The organism is Pseudomonas sp. BAV 4579, assembly GCF_009765395.1.
Taxonomy (GTDB): domain Bacteria; phylum Pseudomonadota; class Gammaproteobacteria; order Pseudomonadales; family Pseudomonadaceae; genus Chryseomonas; species Chryseomonas aestiva.
Map to the genome: position 1 here is coordinate 1 of NZ_WHOV01000072.1, position 20,310 is coordinate 20,310.

Here is a 20,310-nt window from a genome sequence, read left to right on the forward strand (position 1 = left end):
GCCGCCTGGAGGGTATCTCCTGCCCTTCCCCGCCGATGTATTGGTGGTTTGAGCGGAACGACTTGCTGCCAGGTAGCGCTTCTTTGAAAATGAGAGTGATTATCTTACAACCGGAAGGCGTTCATGTTCAGCTTGTCGTCAGTGTTTCGCATTCTCACCACCCTGGTCCTCGCGACCCTGGCGCTGGGCGGTACCGCCCGGGCGGCGGACTGGCCCCGGCAGATCAGCGCCGACGGCAGCCAGGTCACCCTGCCCGCCAAGCCGCAACGCATCGTCTCCACCAGCGTCACCCTAACCGGCTCCCTGCTCGCCATCGGCGCGCCGGTGGTGGCCAGCGGCGCCACCTCGCCCAACAACAGATTCGCCGATGACCAGGGCTTCCTGCGGCAGTGGGGCGCGGTCGCCAAGCAGCGCGACGTGAAACGGCTATACATCGGCGAAGCCAATGCCGAAGCCGTGGCCGCCGAGGCACCGGACCTGATCCTGGTCAGCGCCGCCGGCAACGACTCGGCGCTGCGCCTGGTCGAGCAACTCAAGGCCATCGCCCCGGTGCTGGTGGTGGGTTACGACAATCGCAGCTGGCAACAGGTGGTGGAGCTGCTCGGTCAGGCCACCGGCCGCGAAGACGCCGCCAGCCAGGTGGTCGCCGACTTCGACCGGCGCGTCGCCGAGCTGAAGTCGCGCCTGCAGCTGCCGCCGCAACCGGTGTCGGCCTTCGTCTACAACCCGGCGACGCGCCAGGCCAATCTCTGGACCGCCGCCTCCTCCCAGGGCCAGTTGCTGGAAAGCCTGGGCTTCGAACTGGCGGCGCTGCCGGCGGGGCTGGAAACCGGCCATAGCCAGGGGCAGCGCCATGACATCCTCCAGCTCGCCGGGGAGAACGTCGCCACCGGTCTCACGGGCCAGACCTTCCTGCTGTTCGCCGCGGATGCCAAGGAAGCCGAGGCGGTACGTGGCAATCCGCTGCTGGCGCACCTGCCGGCGGTCAAGGACAACCGCGTGGAAGCCCTGGGCGCCGAGACCTTCCGTCTCGACCCCTATAGCGCCAACCTGCTGCTGGATCGCCTGGAGCAGCGCTACGCCAAGCCTTGAATAGGGCAGGCGTGGACATGGCGGTCCGCCGATGCGGTCGCTCCTATAGTCGTGTCTGAACCTGTAGGAGCGGCCCATGTCCGCGACCTGTCTTCTCCACTGCTGATCACCATGAGCCCCAGCGGAAAACGCTGCGCGGTTTTCCACGCTACGCAGGGGAAGCTTGCGCGGCTCAGGCGCCCAGGCTTTCCGCCCTACGCAGACCTCGGGCCAGCGTCCAGCAGAGGGCGGCCACACCAGTGGCGACCAGACCGAAGACGAACGCCGCCTGCGCCGGCAGCATCAGGCTGGCCAGGCCGCCGAACAGCGCCGCGCCTATGGCCTCGCCGCCGATGTTCTGCGCCGTCCACAGCGCATTGATGCGCCCCAGCAGGCGATCCGGGGTCAGGCGCTGGATCAGCGCGTACTGCACCAGGGCATTGAGCGCGCCCAGGTAGCCGAACAGCACCAGGCACAGCGCGGACAGCCAGAAGCCGGGTAGCAGGGCGAACACCGCCACCGCCAGAAAGGTCGCCACCGCGGTCATCAGCAGGGTACGCCCCGGGCGTGGCGCCTGGTTCAGTCGACCACTGGTGAGGGCGCCGATGGCCGCCCCCAGGGGCGCGGCGGCATAGAGCCAGCCCAGGTGTCCGGTATCCAGCCCCCAACTCGCGCCCAGCGCCGGATAGAGCACCCGCACCGCATTGGCCATGGTCACCAGGGCGCCGACCAGGGCGACTGCGCCCAGCAGGCGGTTCTCGAACAGGAAGGCGATGCCGCCGCCCAGGGCCTCCCAGGGCGTCTCGCGCGGCTGCTCTGGCGGCGGCAACGGCGGCAGGCGCAACAGCACCAGCAGGGTGATCAGGGTGCCGCAGGCGGTCAGGCCATAGTTCCAGGCCACGCCGCTCTGGGCGATCAGCAGGGTGCCCAGCGGCGGCGCGACGATGGCCGCCACCCGCACGCTGAGCATGTTCAGGGCACCGGCCTGCACCATGGATTCACGACCGACGAGGATCGGCGTGACCGCCAGCAGCGCGGTGACGCCGAGGGCGCCAAAGAAGCCGTCCCACAGCGCCAGCAGGTAGATGGCGGTCAGCGACGGCTCGGGCAGGCTGGCGTTGACCGCCAGGCCGATGAAGCCCAGGCCGCAGATGGAGCGTGCCGCCAGGATCAGGCGGCGCCGCTCCAGGCGGTCGGCCAGTACCCCACCGGTGAGCACGCCGACGAACATGCCGATGCCGGCCATGCTCAGCGCCAGGCCCACCTTGAGCGGCGACTCGGTCAGGGCCTGGACCTGGATGGGAATCGCCACGGCCAGCAGGCCCAGGGACAGCACGGACACCAGGCGGGCGATGAACAGGGTGCGAAAGGCGGCGTGGGACCTGAGTAGGCCGAAGTCGAGCAGGAAGGACGTCTTGGACATGAATCACCGGAAAAACACAGGGGACGCTATCGAGCCGCCGGGGCAAGGCTGTTAGCATGTAATACAGACTATCATGTGTTAATACGCCTTGTTCTCATCCACTCCCCTTCCCGTCGGTCGCCGCGGATGACCGGGCGCCGCCTCTTCATCCTCGGCTGCGTCGCGTTCCTGCTGCTGCTGGTGATGGCTGCCAGCCTGGCGCTCGGCGCCACCGCCATCCCGCTGGCCGACGCCTGGCAGGCACTGGGCCAGGGCTGCAGCGAGCCGACCTGTCTGATCGTGCGCGAGGCGCGGCTGCCGCGGACCCTCGCCGGCCTGCTCGCCGGGGCGGCACTGGGCGTGGCCGGCACCCTGATGCAGGCGCTGACGCGCAATCCCCTGGCCGACCCGGGCATCCTCGGCGTTAACGCCGGTGCAAGTTTCGCCGTGGTGCTGGGCATCGCCCTGTTCGGTGCCAGCGGTCCCGAGCAGTACCTGGGCTTCGCCTTCGGCGGCGCCCTGCTGGCTAGCCTGGTGGTACTGCTGGCCGGTATCGCCGGTGGCGGCGGCTTCAATCCCATGCGCTTGGTGCTGGTCGGGGTGGCCCTGGGCGCCATGCTCGAAGGCGTCAGCTCGGGCATCGCCCTGCTCGATCCCCAGGTCTACGATCAGCTGAGATTCTGGCAATTCGGCTCCCTGGACGTGCGCCAGCTCGAGCTGCTGCGCAGCGCCAGCCTGCCGGTGCTGGGTGGCGTGGCTATCGCCCTGCTGCTGGCTCCGGCGCTCAATGCCCTGAGCCTGGGCAGCGATCTGGCCGTGGCCCTCGGCACCCGGGTCCGTCAGACCCAGTTGCTCGGCCTGCTGGCCATCACCCTGCTCTGCGGGGCCGCCGCAGCGGCGGTCGGTCCCATCGCCTTCGTCGGCCTGATGGTGCCGCACCTGGGTCGCTGGGCCATCGGCGAAGACCATCGCTGGCTGCTGCCTTTTGTCCTGCTGTTCACTCCCAGCCTGCTGCTGACGGCCGATATCGTCGGACGCCTGCTGGTCACCAACGAGCTGCGCGTCTCGGTGGTAACCGCCTTCCTCGGCGCGCCGCTGCTGATCTGGCTAGCGCGCCGTCAGCGCCAGGGGGGGCGGGCATGAATCGTCCCGGTCGCCTGCGCCTGCCCGGCGTGCTGTTCGCCCTGCTCGGCGGCGCGCTGTTGCTGGCGCTGTTCGCCCTGGGCGGCGGCAGCCTGGCCCTGAGTCCCGCCCAGGTGCTGGCCGCGCTGCTCGGCGAGGCACCGCGCGGCATCGAACTGGTGGTCACCCAGTGGCGCCTGCCGCGGGTGGCCCTGGCGCTGCTGATCGGCGCCGCCCTGGGCCTCAGCGGCGCGCTGTTCCAGTCGCTGCTGCGCAATCCCCTCGGCAGCCCGGACATCATGGGCTTCAACACCGGCGCCTACAGCGGGGTGCTGGTCGCTCTGGTGCTGTTCCAGGCCAGCATCCTCTGGAGCACCACCGCCGCCCTCATCGGCGGCCTGCTCAGCGCGGCGCTGGTCTATGCCCTCACCTGGCGTAGCAGCGGCGTGGATACCTTGAGACTTATCATCGTCGGCATCGGCGTGCGCGCCCTGCTGATGGCGCTCAACACCTGGCTGATCGTCCACGCCTCCCTGGAGGCCGCCTTCAGCGCCGGCCTATGGAGTGCCGGTTCGCTCAACGGTATCACCTGGGCCAAGGCCTGGCCGGCGGTGGTCTTCATCCTGTTGGCGGGTGCCGCCAGCCTGGCGCTGAGTCGCCGGCTGTTCCTGCTGGAGATGGGTGACGACACCGCCTGCGCCCTGGGCGTGCCGGTGGAACGCACGCGGCTGTCGCTGCTGGGCCTGGGCGTGGTGCTCACCGCCGCCGGCACCGCGGTGGCCGGACCGATCTCCTTCATCGCCCTGGCCGCGCCCCAGATCGCCCGCCGCCTGACCGGCACCCAGCGCCTGGCGCTGCCCGCCGCCGCCCTCACCGGCGCGGTGCTGCTGCTGGGCGCGGATCTGCTCGCCCAGCGCCTGTTCCTGCCCTATGTCCTGCCGGTCGGCCTGGTCACGGTGAGCCTGGGTGGGCTCTACCTGATCGGCCTGCTCATCTGGGAGTCCCGACGCTCATGAACGACGCCCCCGCTTCGCGCCTGCACGCCGAGCGCCTGACCCTGGGCTACGGCCGCAAGCTGATCGCCGAGGATCTGTCGCTGACCATCCCCGATGGCGAGCTGACGGTCATCATCGGTCCCAATGGCTGCGGCAAGTCGACCCTGCTGCGCACCCTCAGCCGGCTGCTGGCGCCCAGCCAGGGCCAGGTCTGGCTGGACGGCCAGGCGATCCAGAGCTATCGCACCAAGGAGGTGGCCCGTCGCCTGGGCCTGCTGCCGCAGAGCTCCCAGGCGCCGGGCGACATCTCGGTGCGCGACCTGGTGGCTCGCGGGCGCTATCCGCACCAGACGCTGTTCGGTGGCGTGCGCGCCGACGACGAGCGCGCGGTGACCCACGCCATGCAGGCCACCGGTGTCTTCGAGCTGGCCGATCGGGCGGTGGACACCCTCTCCGGCGGCCAGCGCCAGCGGGTATGGATCGCCATGGCCCTGGCCCAGGAAACCCCGCTGCTGCTGCTCGACGAGCCCACCACCTGGCTCGACATCACTCACCAGATCGACCTGCTGGAATTGCTGGAAGACCTCAATCGCCAGCAGGGCCACACCCTGGTGATGGTGCTGCACGACCTCAACCACGCCTGTCGCTACGCCACCCACCTGGTGGCCATGCGCGACGGCAAGGTACTGGCCACCGGCCGCCCGCGCGACGTGGTCACCCCCGCGCTGATCAAGGCGGTCTACGACCTGGACTGCCTGATCATCGACGATCCGGTGGCCGGTACCCCCATGGTGGTGCCCCTGGCGCGGCGCTAGCGTCCGGCGAGCATCCAGTCCCGGAGCAACTGCCCGTAGAGCTCGGTGCCCTCCTCCAGGCGTTGCACCTCGCAGTATTCGTCCACCTTGTGCGCCATGCTCGGCTCGCCCGGCCCCAGGATCAGGGTGGGCGGATCGTTCAGCGCGGGCAGCAGCACGGCGGCATCGGTGAAATAAGGCACCACGCTGGAGGGCAGCGTCTCGCCATGCAGGGCGGCGCAGCGCTCGAACACCTGCCGCACCCAGGCGTCGCTCCTGTCGGCGCAGACGCCGGGCAGATCCACCAAGACCTCCAGCTCCAGATCGCTGCCCAGATGCTCGGCCAGGCGCCGCTGGATGTCGGCATGCTCCAGGTTCGGGGCGGTCCGCAGATCGAGGGTGAAGGCGGCGCGATCCGGCACCGAGTTGATGTTCAGCCCACCACTGACGGTTCCCACATTGAGCGTGGGTTGGCGCATGAGCGGATGCGGCGGGCCGACGGCGAAGGTGCGCGCCTGGCCAATGGCCTCGGCCAGGCAGTAGATGGCGTTTTCCCCCTCCTCGGGCGTGGCACCGTGGGCCGTGCGGCCATGGGCGGTACAGCGGAGCCAGAAGGCGCCCTTGTGCCCCAGCACCGGCCGGTTGGCGGTGGGTTCGCCCACCAGCAGCGCGCCCAGCTCGCCAAGCAGGTGCGGCGCGTCCCGGCACAGCGCCCGGGCGCCGTCACAGCCGGTTTCCTCACCGCCGGTGAGCAGCAGCCGGACACCAGGCCCCTGGGCGATGGCGTCGCGATTGCGCTGGCAGGCGACGATGAAGGCGGCGATTCCCGCCTTCATGTCGCTGGCGCCGCGGCCATAGAGGCGTCCTTCGGCCACCTCGCCGGCGAAAGGCCCGTGGCGCCAGGTGCCATTGCCCAAGGGCACCACGTCCAGGTGCCCGGTAAAGCCCAGCGGCTTACCGGTCCCGCGCCCCGGTAGCCAGGCCACCAGATTGCAACGTCGTTCGCCGAAATACTGCAACTCGCAGTGGAAACCCGCCTCGCGGAGCATCGTGACCAGGAACTGCGCGCAGGCTTCTTCATCGCCCGGCGGATTGAGCGTTGGAAACCCCAGCAGCGCTCGGGTCAGGGCCAAAGGATCGTCGAGCATTGGTGATCTCCAGTCGGACTACGGGTGATCAGGCGCGCCGCGAGAGCCAGTCCAGGCAGTTGAGCCAGAAGCGCCGATAGGCATCGCCGGCCAGGAAGTCGTCGGGCATCCAGTGCATCGACATGTCGCTGGTCCAGACCAGGGTACGCCCCTGGCCGACTTCCCGGGTCACCAGCAGTGGATGACCGCTACCCGCGACGCTCGCCACGAGCTGGGCGTCCGGATGCAATTCCACCTCGTTGTAGCCCAGCAGATAGGACCAGTCCCGGGGCAGGCCACGCAGTAACTCATGCTCGCCGTGCACGTCTGGCGTGAAGCCCTCGGGCACCTCGATGCGGTCGTCATAGGGCAGGCAACGCACCGGCAGCACCTCTTCCACCGCCGTGCCGCGATAACGGGCCCCCCCGTTGATGCCCTGGAAGCTGTAGTAGCCACCGACCATCATGAGGGCGCCGCCCTGCAGCACGTACTCGCGCAGCGCCGTCAGGCGATTCGGCGTGCGGCGGCTGCGTAGCCAGGTATCCGGATGCAGCAACAAGCTGTTGGCACCGATATCCGACAGGATGATCACCTGGTAGTCGCGCAGGGCCTCCAGCGTCGCCGGAAACTCGGTTTGCGCCTGGTCGGCGCACATCTGGGTGACGGAATAGTCGCTGTCGGCCAGTGCGGTCAGCAGGCGCTGGGCGCCATTGTGGGCGGTGACGGAGGCGAACTGGTCGAAGCCTTTGATATGGGTCGCGGTGCTGACCCAGGATTCGCCAGCGAGCAGAACGGACTGTTTCATAGGTTCTCCAGTTGCGGGACTTTAGGCCGATCGAACGCGCTGGAAGACGCGGCGCGGGTTGTCGATCAGCAGGGTTTCCAGTTGCGCCCCCGTGACGCCGTGGCGGCGCAGACGCGGGACGAAGTGCTTGAGCAGGTAGCCATAGCCATGGCCGCCATAGCGGGTGAGCATGGTCTTGAGAAAGACGTCCTGGGACAGCAGCAGGCGTTCTCCGTAGCCGGCCTCCAGCAGAGCGACGAGGGCGCGGGCGTTGTCTTCGTCAGACGGCGACTGGGCGGCCTCGTCGGCGAAGTAGTAGCCCATGCCGATCATGTCGTATTCGAGGAAAGCGCCCCGCTCCGCGAGTCCGTGCTGGTAGTCGAGGTCGCGATGACTGGGATTCATGTGGCAGAGCACCACGTGGTGCAGGTCGGCGCCCTCGGCGGCGGCGATGTCCAGCACCCGGTGGCCCAAACGTTCCCAACCGGGCAGATGGACCGCCAGGGGCACCCCGGTGAGGCCGCTGGCCCGGGCGGCGGCGCGCAAAGATTTTTCCTCGCTGGCGGTAAAGGCGGCCGATACCCCGATCTCGCCGATCAGGCCGGCGATGACCTCCGGCTTTTCCGCCGCTCCGCCCACATCGTGGACGATCTGGGCGGTGAGTTCCTCCACCGAGCGCTTCCTGACATAGGCCGGGTGCGAGGGCTCCAGGTAGAAACCGGCGCCCATGATGATGTTGAGACCCGTGAGCCGCGCGATGCGCTGCAGCGCCTGGGGATCGCGACCGATGCCGAGGTTGGTGGGATCGACCACCGTCTCCCCGCCCAGGGCGCGATATTTCAGCAGCTCGGCGCAGGCCAGCTCCACGTCGAACAGCTGGCAGTTGTCGCGGCTGACCAGCGGATTCATATGCAGCTCGCCGAGCAGTTCGATGCTCACCGGCTGCTCGGCCAGGTGTCGCTCGCCGCAGCAACGGGGTGGCACCCACTTGCCGGAGGCGTCGAGCAGGATGTGCTCGTGCATCAGGGTCACGCCCAACCGGTCCACCGGCAGCGGGCCAAGCACCGTCATGGCATGGCCGCTGTCGACCCCGACCGGAAGCGGCTCAGGATGGCGAAACAGACTCATCCGCCTACCCTCCCCAGCGGGCGGCCGGTCTTGAGGATACGGGTGTTGAGCCAGATGGCCAGCAGCACGATGGCCCCTGTGGCGATCTGGGTATAGAAGGGCGACACATGGGCGAGGATCAGGCCGTTCTTGATCACCGCCATGGTCAGCACGCCCAGCAGGGTGCCGAGGATGGTGCCGAAGCCGCCGAACAGACTGGTGCTGCCCAGCACCACCGCCGCGATGACCTCCAGTTCGAAGCCTTCTCCCTGGTTGGAGGAGCCACTGCCCAGTCGTGCCGTCACGATCATACCGGCCAGCGCCGCCGCCATGCCGCTCAGGACGTAGACGCGCAGGAGCACGCCGCGGGTATTCACCCCTGCCCGGCGGACGCTTTCGGCATTGGCACCTATCCCCGTGAGATAGCGACCGAAACGCATCCTGCCCAGCAGCAGCATGCCGCCGAGCGCCGCGAAGAGCGCGAGCCATACCGCCAGCGGCAGTCCCAGCGCCCAGCCGCGACCGAGCGCGAGAAAGGCGCTGAGCTCACGGGGGACCGGAATGGAGTAGCCCTGGGTGATGAGCAGTGCCAGGCCGCGAATGATGGTCAGGGTCGCCAGGGTCACGATGAACGCCGGGATTCCCGCGTAGGCGATGAAGTACCCGTTCAGCGCGCCGATCAGCGCCCCCACCAGCAGACCGCCGGCCAGCACCACTGGCCAGGGCAGCTGCCAGGTGTTGAGGCCGAGGGCGGCCAGGGCGCCAACCAGGGCCAGGGTGGAACCGACCGACAGGTCGATGCCACCGGTGGTCACCACCAGGGTCATGGCCACGGCGACGATCAGCAGCGGCGCGTTCTGGCGAATGACGTTGAGCAGGTTGCCGCTGCTGAGGAAGTTGTCGGTCACCAGCGCGAACAGCAGGCAGCAGAGGGCGAAGAACAGCGCGATGCTGGCCACGCCGGGATAGTCGTGCAGCAGGCGGCGCAGCGGTGACTGCACCACCACGCGCTGTCGGGTCAGGTCGAGGGTATTCATGAAATCCTCCGATTCAGGCGCAGGCGGAACGGGCGGTGAACTTGTGGCCGACGATCAGCTCGACGATCTCGCCCAGACTGGTGTCGGCCACCCGGCGCTCGGCCAGGTTCTGGCCCTCGTACATCACCATGATGCGGTCGCAGACCAGGAAGAGATCCTGCAGCCGGTGGGTGATGAGGATGACGCTCACCCCCTGGCGGCTGATGGTGCGGATCAGCTCCAGCACGGCCTCGACCTCGGCCACCGCCAGGGCGGCGGTCGGCTCGTCCATGATCAGTACCCGTGGCTCGAAGGCCGCGGCACGGGCTATGGCCACGGCCTGGCGCTGGCCGCCGGAGAGGTGGCGCACCTGAGCGCGGGTATCGGGCAGACTGATGCCCAGCCCCTCGAGGATGCGGCGCGCATCGGCGTGCATCTTGCGCTCGTCCAGCAGCGGCAGCCCGAGCAGCCGGCGGCGGGGCTCCCGCCCCATGAAGAGGTTGCCGGCCACGTCCACGGTGTCGCACAGGGAGAGATCCTGATAGACCATCTGGATCCGACAGCGCTGGGCATCCGCCGGGCCCTGGAACACCTCTTCGCGGCCGTCGATGCGGATGCAGCCACTGGTGGGCAGCACCGCGCCGGAGAGAATCTTGGTCAGGGTCGATTTGCCGGCGCCGTTGTCGCCGACCAGCCCCAGGACCTCGCCGGGCTGCAGGGCGAGGTAGACGCCGCGCAGGGACTGGATGGAGCCATAGCTCTTGGTGATGCCGGTCATGCTGACCCGGGGAACCGTCGTCGCAGTATCCATGCAGGGTCTCCGCTACTTGAAATCGGCGCGATAGGCATTCAGGTTTTCCCGGGTGACCAGGGTCACCGGGATATCCTGCTGCTTGGTGACCTGCTGGCCGGCGAGCAGCGCCAGCGCCGCCTCCACCGCCGCCTTGCCCATGCCGCGGGTGTTCTGCTGCACCACCACTGCCACGGAGCCGTCATCCAGGCCCTGGACGGCCTGGGGCGACAGGTCCCAGCCAAAGATCCGGGTGCGCTCGCCGCTGCCCTGGGCGACGCTGGCCGCCACGGTGCCGATCAACGCCGGCTCGCCGGTGGCATAGACGATCTGCAGATCCGGATTGGCGGTGAGCAGATTTTCCGCGGCGCTCTGCGCGGTGTCCTGCACGTTGTTGCCATCCACGGTGCCGACGATCTTCGCCTTGGGCGCACGCTGGGCCAGCCCCTCGCGGAAGCCGTCCAGGCGCAGGTTCTGCACGTAGGAACCCAGGGCTCCCACCACCCCGACCTTGGCCTCGCCACCCAGCTCTCGGGTGATGTAGTTGCCGGTGTATTCCCCCAGCTGGCGAGCCGCGGCGCGGTTGTCGACGCCGACCTGCACCTGGTTGTCGCCATTGAGCACGGCGTCGATGGCCACCACCGGAATACCGGCCTGGACCGCCGCCGAGACCGCCGGATTGATGCCGTTGACATCGATGGCACAGACCAGGATGGCGTCCACCTTGTCCTGGATATAGGCCTCGATGGCGTCGTTCTGGGCGGAAGGGTTGTCGTTGGCGTTGAACACCACCAGCTCCGCGCCCGCCGCCTTGGCGGCGGTCTGGGCACCCAGGGTGATCTGAGTGAAATAGAGCGCCTGCTGATTCACCTGGACCAGTGCCAGCCGCTTGGCCGGTGCCGCCTGGGCACTACCGGCCAGGACCAATCCGAACACCATCAGCATGGAAGCGAACGTCTTGCCGAATCGAAGCATCTCCATCCTCCTCTACCCTGCCAGCGGATGTGGCAGTGGCTAGTAAACCGGTTTACTAAATTAGCCAAAAAATAGAACCCGGAAGGTTCTGCTGGGGAAGTAACAGCACAAGGCGTGCCAGCAGCGGCTGGAGGACTATCTTCCACTGCCAATTCAAACGGTTACTCAAACCCCCTGCGCAGAGCCTCTGGCCGGACAGCCACGGTAGTGCTCCACGACTGGGCAGAATGGAACCGTCAAGTGCTACCTTGGGGCAGGCGCTGGGGCAACCGAGCCGCGTTCCACCAGGGTCACGGCCACCCGCTGCTCCCCGACTACCGGCTGCCCGGCAAGCACCGCCAGCAGGGCTTCGATTCCCTGGCGACCCAGGTCCCGTGCCGACTGGCGTACGGTACTGAGCGGCGGCGTGAGCAATTCCGCGTAGGGCGCGTCGTCGAAGCCGACCAGGGACAGGGCAGCGGGAACCGCCAGGTCGCGTTCGCGCAGGGTATCGAGCACCCCCACCGCGATGAAGTCGCTGGCGGCGAAGATCGCCTGCGGCGGCTCCGGCAGATCCAGCAGGGTCGCGGCCGCCTGACGCCCGAAGTCGCGGCTGTACTCCCCCAGCAGCAGATAATCGGGACGCAAGGGTATTCCAGCCGCGGCCAGGGCCCGCTCATAGCCCTCGCGTCGCTCCCTCACGCTCATCACCGCTGCCGGTCCGGAGACATGGGCGATGCGCCGATGCCCCTGGCGGATCAGATGCTCGGTGGCCAGTCGGCCGCCGGCGACATTGTCGGCGAAGACCTTGGGCATCGAGGTACCCGGGACATCCTCGTCCAGCAACACGATCTCCCGGTAGGCGCCCAGTTGCGCCGCCAGCGTCCCGTCATCCGCGCGGTTGGTGATGAACAGCAGACCGTCGACGCGGCGCGATCCCTTCCAGTGGACGTACTGGATCTCCCGCGCCGGATCGTTGCGCGTCAGGCAGAGCACCAGGTTGTAGCCATGGGCGAAGGCCGTGGCCTCGGCGGCGTCGGCCAGCTCGGCGAAAAAGGGGTTGGCGATGTCCGGCAGGACCAGCCCGATGGTCTCGCTGCCGCCCTTGCTCAGGCGTTGGGCCAGGCTGTTGCGCCGAAAGCCCAGGGCCTCGATGGCCCCTTCGATACGCTGCGCCGTGGCGGGTGGCAGGCTCAGGCTGTGATTCAGGTAGCGCGAAACGGCAGACTTGGACAAGCCTGCCTGCCGGGCGACATCCTGAATGGTCACGCTTTTTGCCATGGGTCCACCTGCAACGAGAGAAGAAGCGGTCTGGCCGATCATCTCTCCTGCCCCGCCCAGGTTTCACACCTTGCCTGAGCGGGGAGTCGCCGTCGAGCTGAACCCTCGAGGCGTCACAACGCCTTCAACGCCCGATTCAGCACCGGGCCGATCTGCGCCAGCTGGGCCGGGGCGATGATGTCGACGTGGGCACAGTCCACCTCGTGGGCCTGCAGGCGGGTGATCCAGGGCGCCCAGGTGGCCTTGACGTCCATTCCCGCCGGCAGGGTGCGGCGGGCAACGAACATCAGCGCCTCGCCGTCGAAACGCGTGCTGCGCGCCGTGGCCAGCAGCCGTACCGAATCGGCGTAGTTACCCTCGATGGTGGCGAACAGCGCCGCCCCCTCCCCCAGCGCCGGATCGGCCAGACCCTGCTGGGCGGCGAGGAAGGCCTCGCGCTCGCGATTGACCTCGGCCAGCACCTCAGGATCCAGCTCGCGCTGGCCTTCGCGCTCCTGCCAGTTCTGGGTTTCCGGTGGATAGGTGTCGAGCAGGCCGAGGAAGGCGACCTCTTCCCCTGCCGCCTGCAACCGCGCCGCCAGGCCCTGGGCCAGGGTGCCGCCCAGGGAATAGCCGAGCAGATGATAGGGGCCGTGCGGCTGTACCTCGCGCAGGGTGCGCAGATGGCGCTGGAGGACGGCTTCCAGATCGGCGCCCTGGGCCAGGGGCCCGTCCGGGCGCGGCGACTGGATACCGAGCAGCGACCAGCGCGGATCCAGGTGGCGCGCCAGTACGCTGAATTGCCAGGCGAAGCCCGAGGCCGGATGGAAGCAGAACAGCGTCGGGCCGTCGCCCGGACGCAGCGGCAGCAGGGTCTCGAAGCCGGCTCGCGCCGCGCTGGCCGCGTCCTGCTCCAGCTGCCGCGCCAGGCGGGCGACACTGGAGGCCACCATGATCTGGCCGATGGATACCGGCCGCCCCAGGCGCCGGCGCAGGTTGGCCGCCAGGGTCATGGCCAGCAGCGAATGGCCACCCAGGGCAAAGAAGTCATCGTCCGCACCGACGATGGCGCAACCGAGCACCTCGGAAAAGGCCGCCGCCAGGTCGCTTTCCAGCCCCGGCGCCAGGGGACGGCTCGCGGTCCTGGCTGCGCCCTGGGGCGCCGGCAGGGCCTTGCGATCCAGCTTGCCGGTAGCGCCCAGGGGCAAGGCCTCCAGCTCGACCAGCGCCACCGGCGCCAGATGCGGCGGCAGGCTTTCGCCTAGCCGCGCGCGCAGGCGCTCCAGGTCCAGCACAGCACCCGGCTGGGCGATCAGATAACCCACCAGCTGGCGGGCATCGCCGCCGGTGGTAACGACCGCCTCGCCCAGCACCCGGGCGTGGGTGACCGCCTGGGCCACGCCGGGCAGCGCCAGCAGGGCATGATCGATTTCCGCCAGTTCGATGCGCTGACCCCGGATCTTCACCTGATCGTCGCTGCGGCCCAGGTATTCGACGACGCCCTCCGGCAGCCAGCGCGCCACGTCGCCGGTGCGATACAGCCGCTCGCCCTGCCCGTCCGACGCCGCGATGAAACGCGCCGCGGTCAGCTCGGGGCGACCCAGATAGCCGTCGGCCAGTTGCACCCCGCTCAGATAGAGTTCCCCCGCCACACCCGGCGGTACCGGCCGCAGGCGTTCGTCGAGGATGTGCAGCCCGGTGTTCCACACCGGCTTGCCGATGGGCACGCTGCTGCCGGTGACGGCCGCCAGGGCGGCGCCGTGAGCCGGATGAAAGGAAACGTCCACCGCGGCTTCGGTGGGGCCATAGAGATTGTGCAGGGGCGCGCCGACGCGGCGCTCCCAGGTGCGGGCCAGCTCGGTGGGCAGCGCCTCGCCGCTGCAGAACACCTGGCGCAGGCTGGCGCAGCGGGCCACCGCAGCCGGCTCGTCCAGGCTGGCGACGAAGGCCGCCAGCATCGAGGGCACGAAGTGCACCGTGGTCACCCGCTCACGGGCGAACAGCTCCTGCAGCGCCAGGGGATCGCGATGGGCCTCGGGCGGCGCCAGGTACAGCCGGGCGCCCACCAGCAGCGGCCAGAAGAATTCCCAGACCGACACATCGAAGCTGCTCGGCGTCTTCTGCAAGACGGTGTCGCCGGCGCCGATGGGATAGCTGTCCTGCATCCACAGCAGGCGATTGACGATGGCGGCATGGCCGACCACCACGCCCTTGGGGCGGCCGGTGGAGCCGGAGGTATAGAGCAGGTAGGCCGGATCGCCGGGACGCGGTCCGGCGAACACCGGCTCGTGGTCCAACTCCTCCAGCGGCGCATCGAGAATCAGCACCCGATCTTCGCCCAGCCCCGGGAAGCGCCCGCGCTGGCTGGCATCGGTCACTAGCACCCGGGGTCGCGCGTCGTCGAGCATCAGCTGCAGGCGCTCGTCGGGATAGCCGCTGTCCAGCGGCAGGTAGGCGGCGCCCAGCTCGAGCGTCGCCAGCAGCGCCAGGGACAGGAACACCGAACGCGGCAGGGCTACCGCGACGATATCGCCGCGACCGACCCCGGCCTGGCTCAGCCGCTGAGCCAGGGCCAGCACCTGCTGGCGGGTTTCCCGATAGCTGAAGGCGAGCTGCAGATCGGCCAGTGCCGGCGCAGCAGGGGTGCGCGCCGCCTGGTCGGCCAGCAGGGTTGCCAGGGTAGCCTCGGGCAGCGATTTTCTGGTGGCGTTGATCGCGGCCAGCCAATTCCGGTCCACTGGCGCCAGCAGGTCTGCAGCGCCCAGGGCCAGACCGGGCTGCTCGGCGAATTGCCCGGCCAGCAGGCCGAACCGCTCCACGTGCCCCTGCAACAGATCGGCGGCGTAGCGCTCTGCATTGCCCAGCAGCTTGATATCCAGGGCGCCGCTGGCCTCAAGGTAGAGGGCGATCTCCAGGTCGCGCACCGGCCCCGAGGCCAGTTCGTGGGTGATGCCCGGCACCCCGGCGAAATCCAGGGCGAAATCGAACAGCTTGAGGTTGATGACCGGTCCGGTCAGCGGCTCGGCATCGCCCGGACGGCCAAGATCGCGGGCGATCTGCTCGGCGTCGTAGCGCTGGTGACGGCGCACCTTCTTCAGCTCGGTGGCCAGTGCGGCGGCGAGTTGCGGCAGCGTCTGGGTCGCGTCGGTGCGCACGCCCAGCGGTAGGACGTTGAGCGTCGCGCCTCCGGACTTGAGCGCCACCGAACCCATGCGTCTCATGAAGATGAAGCCGGCGCTGAAGGCCGGCTGGCCACTGAGGCGCGCGAACCAGGTGGCGGCCAGGGCCACGGCCAGATCGGCCGGCGTCACCCCTTGAGCCCTGCCCTGCTCGGCGAGCCTGGTGAAGACCGCGGCGGGCACCTGGGCGCGGGCTTCCACCACCCGCGGCGTGGGCACCTGCCCCGCCAGACCACCCGGCGCCAGGGACGCCGCCGGCGGCAAGGCCGCGCCACGCTCGCGCCAGAAGGCTTCGTCGCGCTCGCGCACGGCCGACTGCTTATAGTCCTGATATTCGCGCACCACCTCGGCAAAGGACACGAAAGGCGAAGGCTCACTCGTCTCGCCGCGCATCGCGGCGCTGTACAGGGCCGCTACCCGCTTGGCCAGGGCGGCGAAGCCATAGCCATCGATCAGCAAATGGTGATAGCGCTGGTACCAGAACAGATGATCGTCGCCCAACTGGTAGATCCGGTTGAGCCACAGCGGACCGCCACTGGTGGCCCGCAGGTCACCGTCGAGATCGGTGCGGATGGCCGCGCGCGCTACGCCTTCCGGATCGGCTGCTCCACGCAGGTCCAGCCACTCGGGCATGGGCATGGCCATGTCGCTGTCAATCCACTGCACCAGCTCGCCCTCGCGCTCGGCGAACCTCAGCCGCAGGCTGTCCAGTTCGCCCAGGCCCTGAACGATGGCCGCCATCAGCGCCTGGGTGTCGATCGGCCCGCGCAGCTCGACCAGATGGGCCACGGCGAAGGCGTTGGCATGGGGCGACAGCTGATCGGCCAGCCAGATGCCGGGCTGGGCAGCGACCAGCGGCAGCTCGGGAAAGCGAGAACGGGGCGTGGAAGACACAGGAACTCCAGTCAGGAAGGCAGGGAGGCAACCGGGCGGATATCGCGCCAGTGGCTGGCGAGCCAGTCGTCGCAGGCGACGCGCGGCGCCGGGCCGAACACGGGTGCCCAACCAATGGGCACGTCCATGGCCTGCGGCCAGAGGCTGCACTGGCCCCGGGCATTGCGCAGGATCAGCAGCACCTGGGCGGGATCGTCGAAGGGATTGGGGGCGTCCATCGGAGCTCCTGAATAACGGGGATTAGCGAGGGGCGTCGGCGAGCAGGGGTTGCCAAAGGCGGACCAGACCGTCGAGCAGGCCACCGCGCCACCAGAGGGCATCATGGCCCCCGTGGATCTCGCGATAGTCGAGGTCGTGACCCTGCTCGCGCAGGCGTGGGACCAGGGCGCGGGAGGCTTCGAGGATGGCCGGCTCGCGCAACCCGGCCTCGATGAACAGCCGCAAGGGGAGCGTGCGCCCCTGACCGCTCGCCAGTGCCTCGAACAGCCGTCCCGGCGCGCCGCGCTGCGGCCACCAGAAGGATCCGGACTGGCTCAGGGCGCAACCGAAGCGCTCCGGCCAGTGCAGCGCGGCATAGAGCGCCGCCAGTCCGCCGAAGCTTTGCCCGGCGACGACCGTCGAGGACGGTGACTGCGCATGGGGCGCCCAGTCGCGCACCTGCGGCAGCAGCTCTTCCTGCAGCGCCAGCCAGAACTCCGGATTGCAGGGCAACTCGCTGCCACGCAGGGCGCGGTCGCTGTTGTCGATCAGCAGATAGACTGCCTCCGGCAGTTGCCCGGCAGCGGTTAGCTGCTGCAGCGGCGCGCCCACCGGCATCGCCTGCGCCCAGAACTGCCCATCCAGCAGGATGGCCAGCGGCCGTTCCAAAGGGGTGGTATTACCGGTGGCGAAGACCCATACCGGGCGACTGTTGTCGAGCCGCGCACTCGTCCACTGGTACTGCTGCAGACTCGGCCAGGCCGCTGGCGCCAGGCTGCGGTCGGCATCGAAGGCCGCCCAGGCCGGCTGGGCCGGCGCCTCCGGCAGGTGCACGCCCGACACCGCCAGCCCGCGCCCACCCTGCCAGGCACGCCGGGGATTGAGCCGATCGGCCTGGGCCAGGGGAAAGACGCTGCGCCACCAGAGGCGGATGCCCTGGAGATCGGGCTGGGCCTCGCCCTCGAAGGGCGCCGGCTCCGCGCTGGGGATCAGGCAGTAGCTGCCGCGCCAGCTGCCCTCCAGCTCGGTCTCCCAGGCCCAGACATCGCTGCCTGGCAGGCGCCGCAGGCTCTGCGGCAGGCCCGGTTGATGATGGTCGGTGACCCCGGTGATATTGAGCCAGACCCGCCGGGTACGGGAGCGCTCGGCCACCCCCTCGGGATCGCGCCAGACAAAGGTCAGTCGATAGCGCCCGGCCACAGTGGGTTCGATCAGCGGCGTGCCGCGACAGGCCACGGCCTGCCACCAGGGCTCGCTGCCGACATCGTCCCGCTGGAAGAGTGAATCTTTCATCGCATCTCGGTACATCGTGGAAGAGATCGTCACGGCATGTAGCGCCTTGGCCGACCTGAGCCTGACTCAGGTCGGCCTGAACCTCAGAAGTCGTAACGCGCCCCGACCATCACGCTGCGCGAGGGGCCCTGGAAGTTGAAGGTGGAAACCGAACCTACGCGCGACCAGTATTCCTTGTCGAGGAGGTTGTTCACGTCCAGGGTCGCGGTGAGCTGCTTGGTGACCGGATAGGAGAGCTTGGCATCCACCGTGGCATAGCCGGGAGCGGACACGGTGACCCCGGAGGTCTGGTTGGTCTGGGAGAAATCGCTCATGGCGGTCACCCCGCCACCGATGCTCAGGCCGGTCAACGGACCACCCGCCAGGGTGTACTTGGTCCACAGCGAGGCCATGTGCTTGGGCATGGCTTCGAACAGGGTGTTGCCATCGCCGCTGAGGTTCTGGGTATCCATGTAGGTGTAGCCGGCGAGCATCTCCCACTGCTCGGTGAGCTTGCCGCTGACCTCGATCTCGGCGCCCTTCACCCGAGTCTTGCCCGAGCTGTCGGAATAGTCCGTGATGGCCACGCCATTGGCATCGAAAGGCCGAGCCGCACGATTCTCGTCGGTCAGCTGGAAGATCGACAGCCGCGCATTCATGTCGCCATTGAAATAGCTGCCCTTGATACCGACCTCGTACTGGTCACCCTCGCGCGGATCCAGCGCCTTGCCCTGGGCATCCAGCTCGCTCTGCGGCTTGTAGACCTTGGAATAGCTCGCATAGAGGGAATGGTAGTCGTCCAGGTCGTAGACGGTACCCAGATAGGGGGTGACGAAGCCGCTGTGCTTCTGGCTCTCCCCCGCCTCGGCACCACTGGCCAGGGTGGTGGTATAGGCCTCGCCCCTATACCAGGAAACACGGGCGCCACCGATCAGCGCCAGGCGCTCGATGGGACGGAAGGTGACCTTGGAATAGAGGCCGAATTCGCGATCCTCGCCGCTGTAGTCGGTCTGGTAGGCGCGCGCCGGCTTGGCGAAGCGGGTCGGCGAATAGCTGTTCACATTGACCGTACCCAGGACGCTGTTGCCGTTCTGGTAGTCGGTGTCGTAGTACTTGTAGTCGGTCCCCACGACGAATTCGCTGACCTGACCCAGGGTCTCGAACGGCTGGCTATAGCTGGCGTCGAGGGAATAGGCGTCCTGCTCGAAGTCCCGGGTGCTGGCACGAATGCTGGTGTTGCCGTTGGCCTGCACCGCCCCGCTGGTGAAGGCATAGAGGTAATCCGCCTCCCGGTGCGACGCCCGCGCGGCGATGCGCCCGTAGCCGCCGTTATCGAATCTGTGGGTCAGCTCGAAGATACCGTCGGTGGTCTTGCCGTCGAAGTAGTTCCAGTCCGCTCCCAGGAAGCGCGACTGGCTGAAGTCCAGCAGATTGCCCTGGGCGTCGGTGGGATAGCCGTTGTGCGGGGTGAGGTTCTTGACCTGATGGATCAGGCCGAAGGAGATCTGGGTGGCGTCGGACAGGTCGATGTCCAGGTCGCCGTAGTAGCTCTGGTCGGTGTTGGCGTTGTAGTCCACCTCGCCATTGGTGTCGGCGCGGGAGGCGACGAAGCGACCACGGACATTCTTGCTTTCGGTGAGCGGACCGGCCAGGTCGATCTCCTGGTAGTTGGTGTCCCAGGAACCGTAGCGCCCAGTGATATGGCCCTGGAACTCGTCCGTGCCGCGCTTGCGCACCATGTTGACGATACCACCCAGTTCGCTGGTGCTGTTGAACAGCCCCGAGGGCCCACGCATGATCTCGACCCGGTCGAAGGGCGAGAGGATGGGTACGGTGCCGAAGATGCTGGTCATGGGCGCCGGCAGGCCGTCGATGTTGTATTCGTCGTACTCGTAACCACGCGAATAGATGGAGGAACGCCCGCTGTCGTTGGTCAGCACCCGCAGGCCGGCGGTGGACTTGGCCAGCTCGTCCAGGGTGTTGAAGTTGCGGTCCTTGATGTAGTCGCTGGTGTAGGAGGTGATCGACTGGGGAATGTCACGCAGGGCGGCCGGCGTCTTGGTGCCCACGGTCGCCGAATCCACGGTATAGCCGCCGGTCTGTTCCGAGGGCGCCATGTCATAGAGGCGGTTGCCTTCGATGGTCAGGGTGTCCAGTTCCGTGGCGTTCTGCTCGGCCACCGTGGCGGCCAGGGCCGTCAGCGGAAAGGGAATCAGCGCGCTGACCAGGAGCAGCTGACGGAGAGCCTCGCGGCGAAGGCGGACGGGCTGGCAGAGGGTTCCTTGGGTGTTCATGGTGATCCTTGTGACCGTGGCGTTGCAGCCGACGCCGTGCACTTGAAGGCT

General features: G+C 68.4%; 16 protein-coding genes. 4 read left to right on the forward strand and 12 right to left on the reverse strand.

Going from position 1 to position 20,310, the window contains the following annotated elements; all coding sequences use genetic code 11:
* The first annotated feature begins 123 nt into the window (after positions 1–123).
* Positions 124–1,092 carry a Fe2+-enterobactin ABC transporter substrate-binding protein gene (gene fepB, locus GSQ95_RS15080; protein WP_158895878.1) on the forward strand — a complete coding sequence of 323 codons (969 nt, stop codon included), beginning with the start codon at positions 124–126 and terminating at the stop codon, positions 1,090–1,092.
* A 172-nt stretch (positions 1,093–1,264) separates the two neighbouring features.
* Here fepB and entS read toward each other — a convergent pair whose 3' ends face one another.
* Positions 1,265–2,494 carry an enterobactin transporter EntS gene (gene entS / locus GSQ95_RS15085; RefSeq protein ID WP_158895876.1) on the reverse strand — a complete coding sequence of 410 codons (1,230 nt, stop codon included), beginning with the start codon at positions 2,492–2,494 and terminating at the stop codon, positions 1,265–1,267.
* Between the two features lie 126 nt (positions 2,495–2,620).
* On the opposite strand from entS, the gene fepD reads away from it, so the two are divergent.
* Genes fepD through GSQ95_RS15100 form a run of 3 tightly spaced genes read left to right on the forward strand, consistent with a single transcriptional unit; the run spans position 2,621 to position 5,405 of the window.
* Positions 2,621–3,616, forward strand: a complete 996-nt coding sequence (gene fepD, locus GSQ95_RS15090; protein ID WP_158895874.1) for a Fe(3+)-siderophore ABC transporter permease — start codon at positions 2,621–2,623, stop codon at positions 3,614–3,616.
* Complete coding sequence (gene fepG, locus GSQ95_RS15095) at positions 3,613–4,611, forward strand: iron-enterobactin ABC transporter permease (protein WP_158895872.1); 999 nt, start codon at positions 3,613–3,615, stop codon at positions 4,609–4,611. The genes fepD and fepG overlap by 4 nt, the downstream gene beginning before the upstream one ends.
* Positions 4,608–5,405 (forward strand): ATP-binding cassette domain-containing protein, encoded by a 798-nt coding sequence (locus GSQ95_RS15100; RefSeq protein WP_042133240.1) that lies wholly within the window; start codon positions 4,608–4,610, stop codon positions 5,403–5,405. Before fepG ends, GSQ95_RS15100 begins: the two co-directional genes overlap by 4 nt.
* Here GSQ95_RS15100 and GSQ95_RS15105 read toward each other — a convergent pair.
* The 11 genes from GSQ95_RS15105 to GSQ95_RS15155 all read right to left on the reverse strand — a co-directional run bounded on the left by GSQ95_RS15105 (position 5,402) and on the right by GSQ95_RS15155 (position 20,259).
* Positions 5,402–6,532: a M20 family metallopeptidase gene (locus GSQ95_RS15105; protein WP_158895870.1), complete on the reverse strand. Its 1,131-nt coding sequence runs from the start codon at positions 6,530–6,532 to the stop codon at positions 5,402–5,404. The two genes, GSQ95_RS15100 and GSQ95_RS15105, sit on opposite strands and share 4 nt — an antisense overlap.
* A 28-nt stretch (positions 6,533–6,560) precedes the next feature.
* Complete coding sequence (locus GSQ95_RS15110) at positions 6,561–7,316, reverse strand: glutamine amidotransferase (protein ID WP_158895868.1); 756 nt, start codon at positions 7,314–7,316, stop codon at positions 6,561–6,563.
* Positions 7,317–7,337: 21 nt separating this feature from the next.
* A complete protein-coding gene (locus GSQ95_RS15115) occupies positions 7,338–8,423 on the reverse strand; it encodes a phosphotriesterase (protein WP_158895866.1) in 1,086 nt (361 codons plus the stop codon).
* Positions 8,420–9,439: an ABC transporter permease gene (locus GSQ95_RS15120; RefSeq protein ID WP_158895864.1), complete on the reverse strand. Its 1,020-nt coding sequence runs from the start codon at positions 9,437–9,439 to the stop codon at positions 8,420–8,422. The genes GSQ95_RS15115 and GSQ95_RS15120 overlap by 4 nt, the downstream gene beginning before the upstream one ends.
* 13 nt (positions 9,440–9,452) lie before the next feature.
* Positions 9,453–10,229, reverse strand: coding sequence for an ATP-binding cassette domain-containing protein (locus GSQ95_RS15125; protein ID WP_158895862.1), 777 nt, complete (start codon positions 10,227–10,229; stop codon positions 9,453–9,455).
* Positions 10,230–10,241: 12 nt separating this feature from the next.
* A complete protein-coding gene (locus GSQ95_RS15130) occupies positions 10,242–11,183 on the reverse strand; it encodes a substrate-binding domain-containing protein (RefSeq protein ID WP_158895861.1) in 942 nt (313 codons plus the stop codon).
* A gap of 243 nt (positions 11,184–11,426) precedes the next feature.
* Positions 11,427–12,443, reverse strand: a complete 1,017-nt coding sequence (locus GSQ95_RS15135) for a LacI family DNA-binding transcriptional regulator (RefSeq protein WP_158895859.1) — start codon at positions 12,441–12,443, stop codon at positions 11,427–11,429.
* A 113-nt stretch (positions 12,444–12,556) separates the two neighbouring features.
* Positions 12,557–16,495 carry an enterobactin synthase subunit F gene (locus GSQ95_RS15140; RefSeq protein ID WP_158895857.1) on the reverse strand — a complete coding sequence of 1,313 codons (3,939 nt, stop codon included), beginning with the start codon at positions 16,493–16,495 and terminating at the stop codon, positions 12,557–12,559.
* An 11-nt stretch (positions 16,496–16,506) separates the two neighbouring features.
* Entirely contained in the window at positions 16,507–16,713 is a 207-nt protein-coding gene (locus tag GSQ95_RS15145) for an MbtH family NRPS accessory protein (protein WP_158895855.1), read from the reverse strand.
* Between the two features lie 22 nt (positions 16,714–16,735).
* The gene (fes, locus tag GSQ95_RS15150; protein WP_158895853.1) at positions 16,736–17,986 is read right to left on the reverse strand and encodes an enterochelin esterase; all 1,251 of its coding nucleotides are present in this window, start codon (positions 17,984–17,986) and stop codon (positions 16,736–16,738) included.
* A gap of 83 nt (positions 17,987–18,069) precedes the next feature.
* Positions 18,070–20,259 carry a TonB-dependent siderophore receptor gene (locus GSQ95_RS15155; RefSeq protein ID WP_158895851.1) on the reverse strand — a complete coding sequence of 730 codons (2,190 nt, stop codon included), beginning with the start codon at positions 20,257–20,259 and terminating at the stop codon, positions 18,070–18,072.
* Positions 20,260–20,310 lie beyond the last annotated feature (51 nt).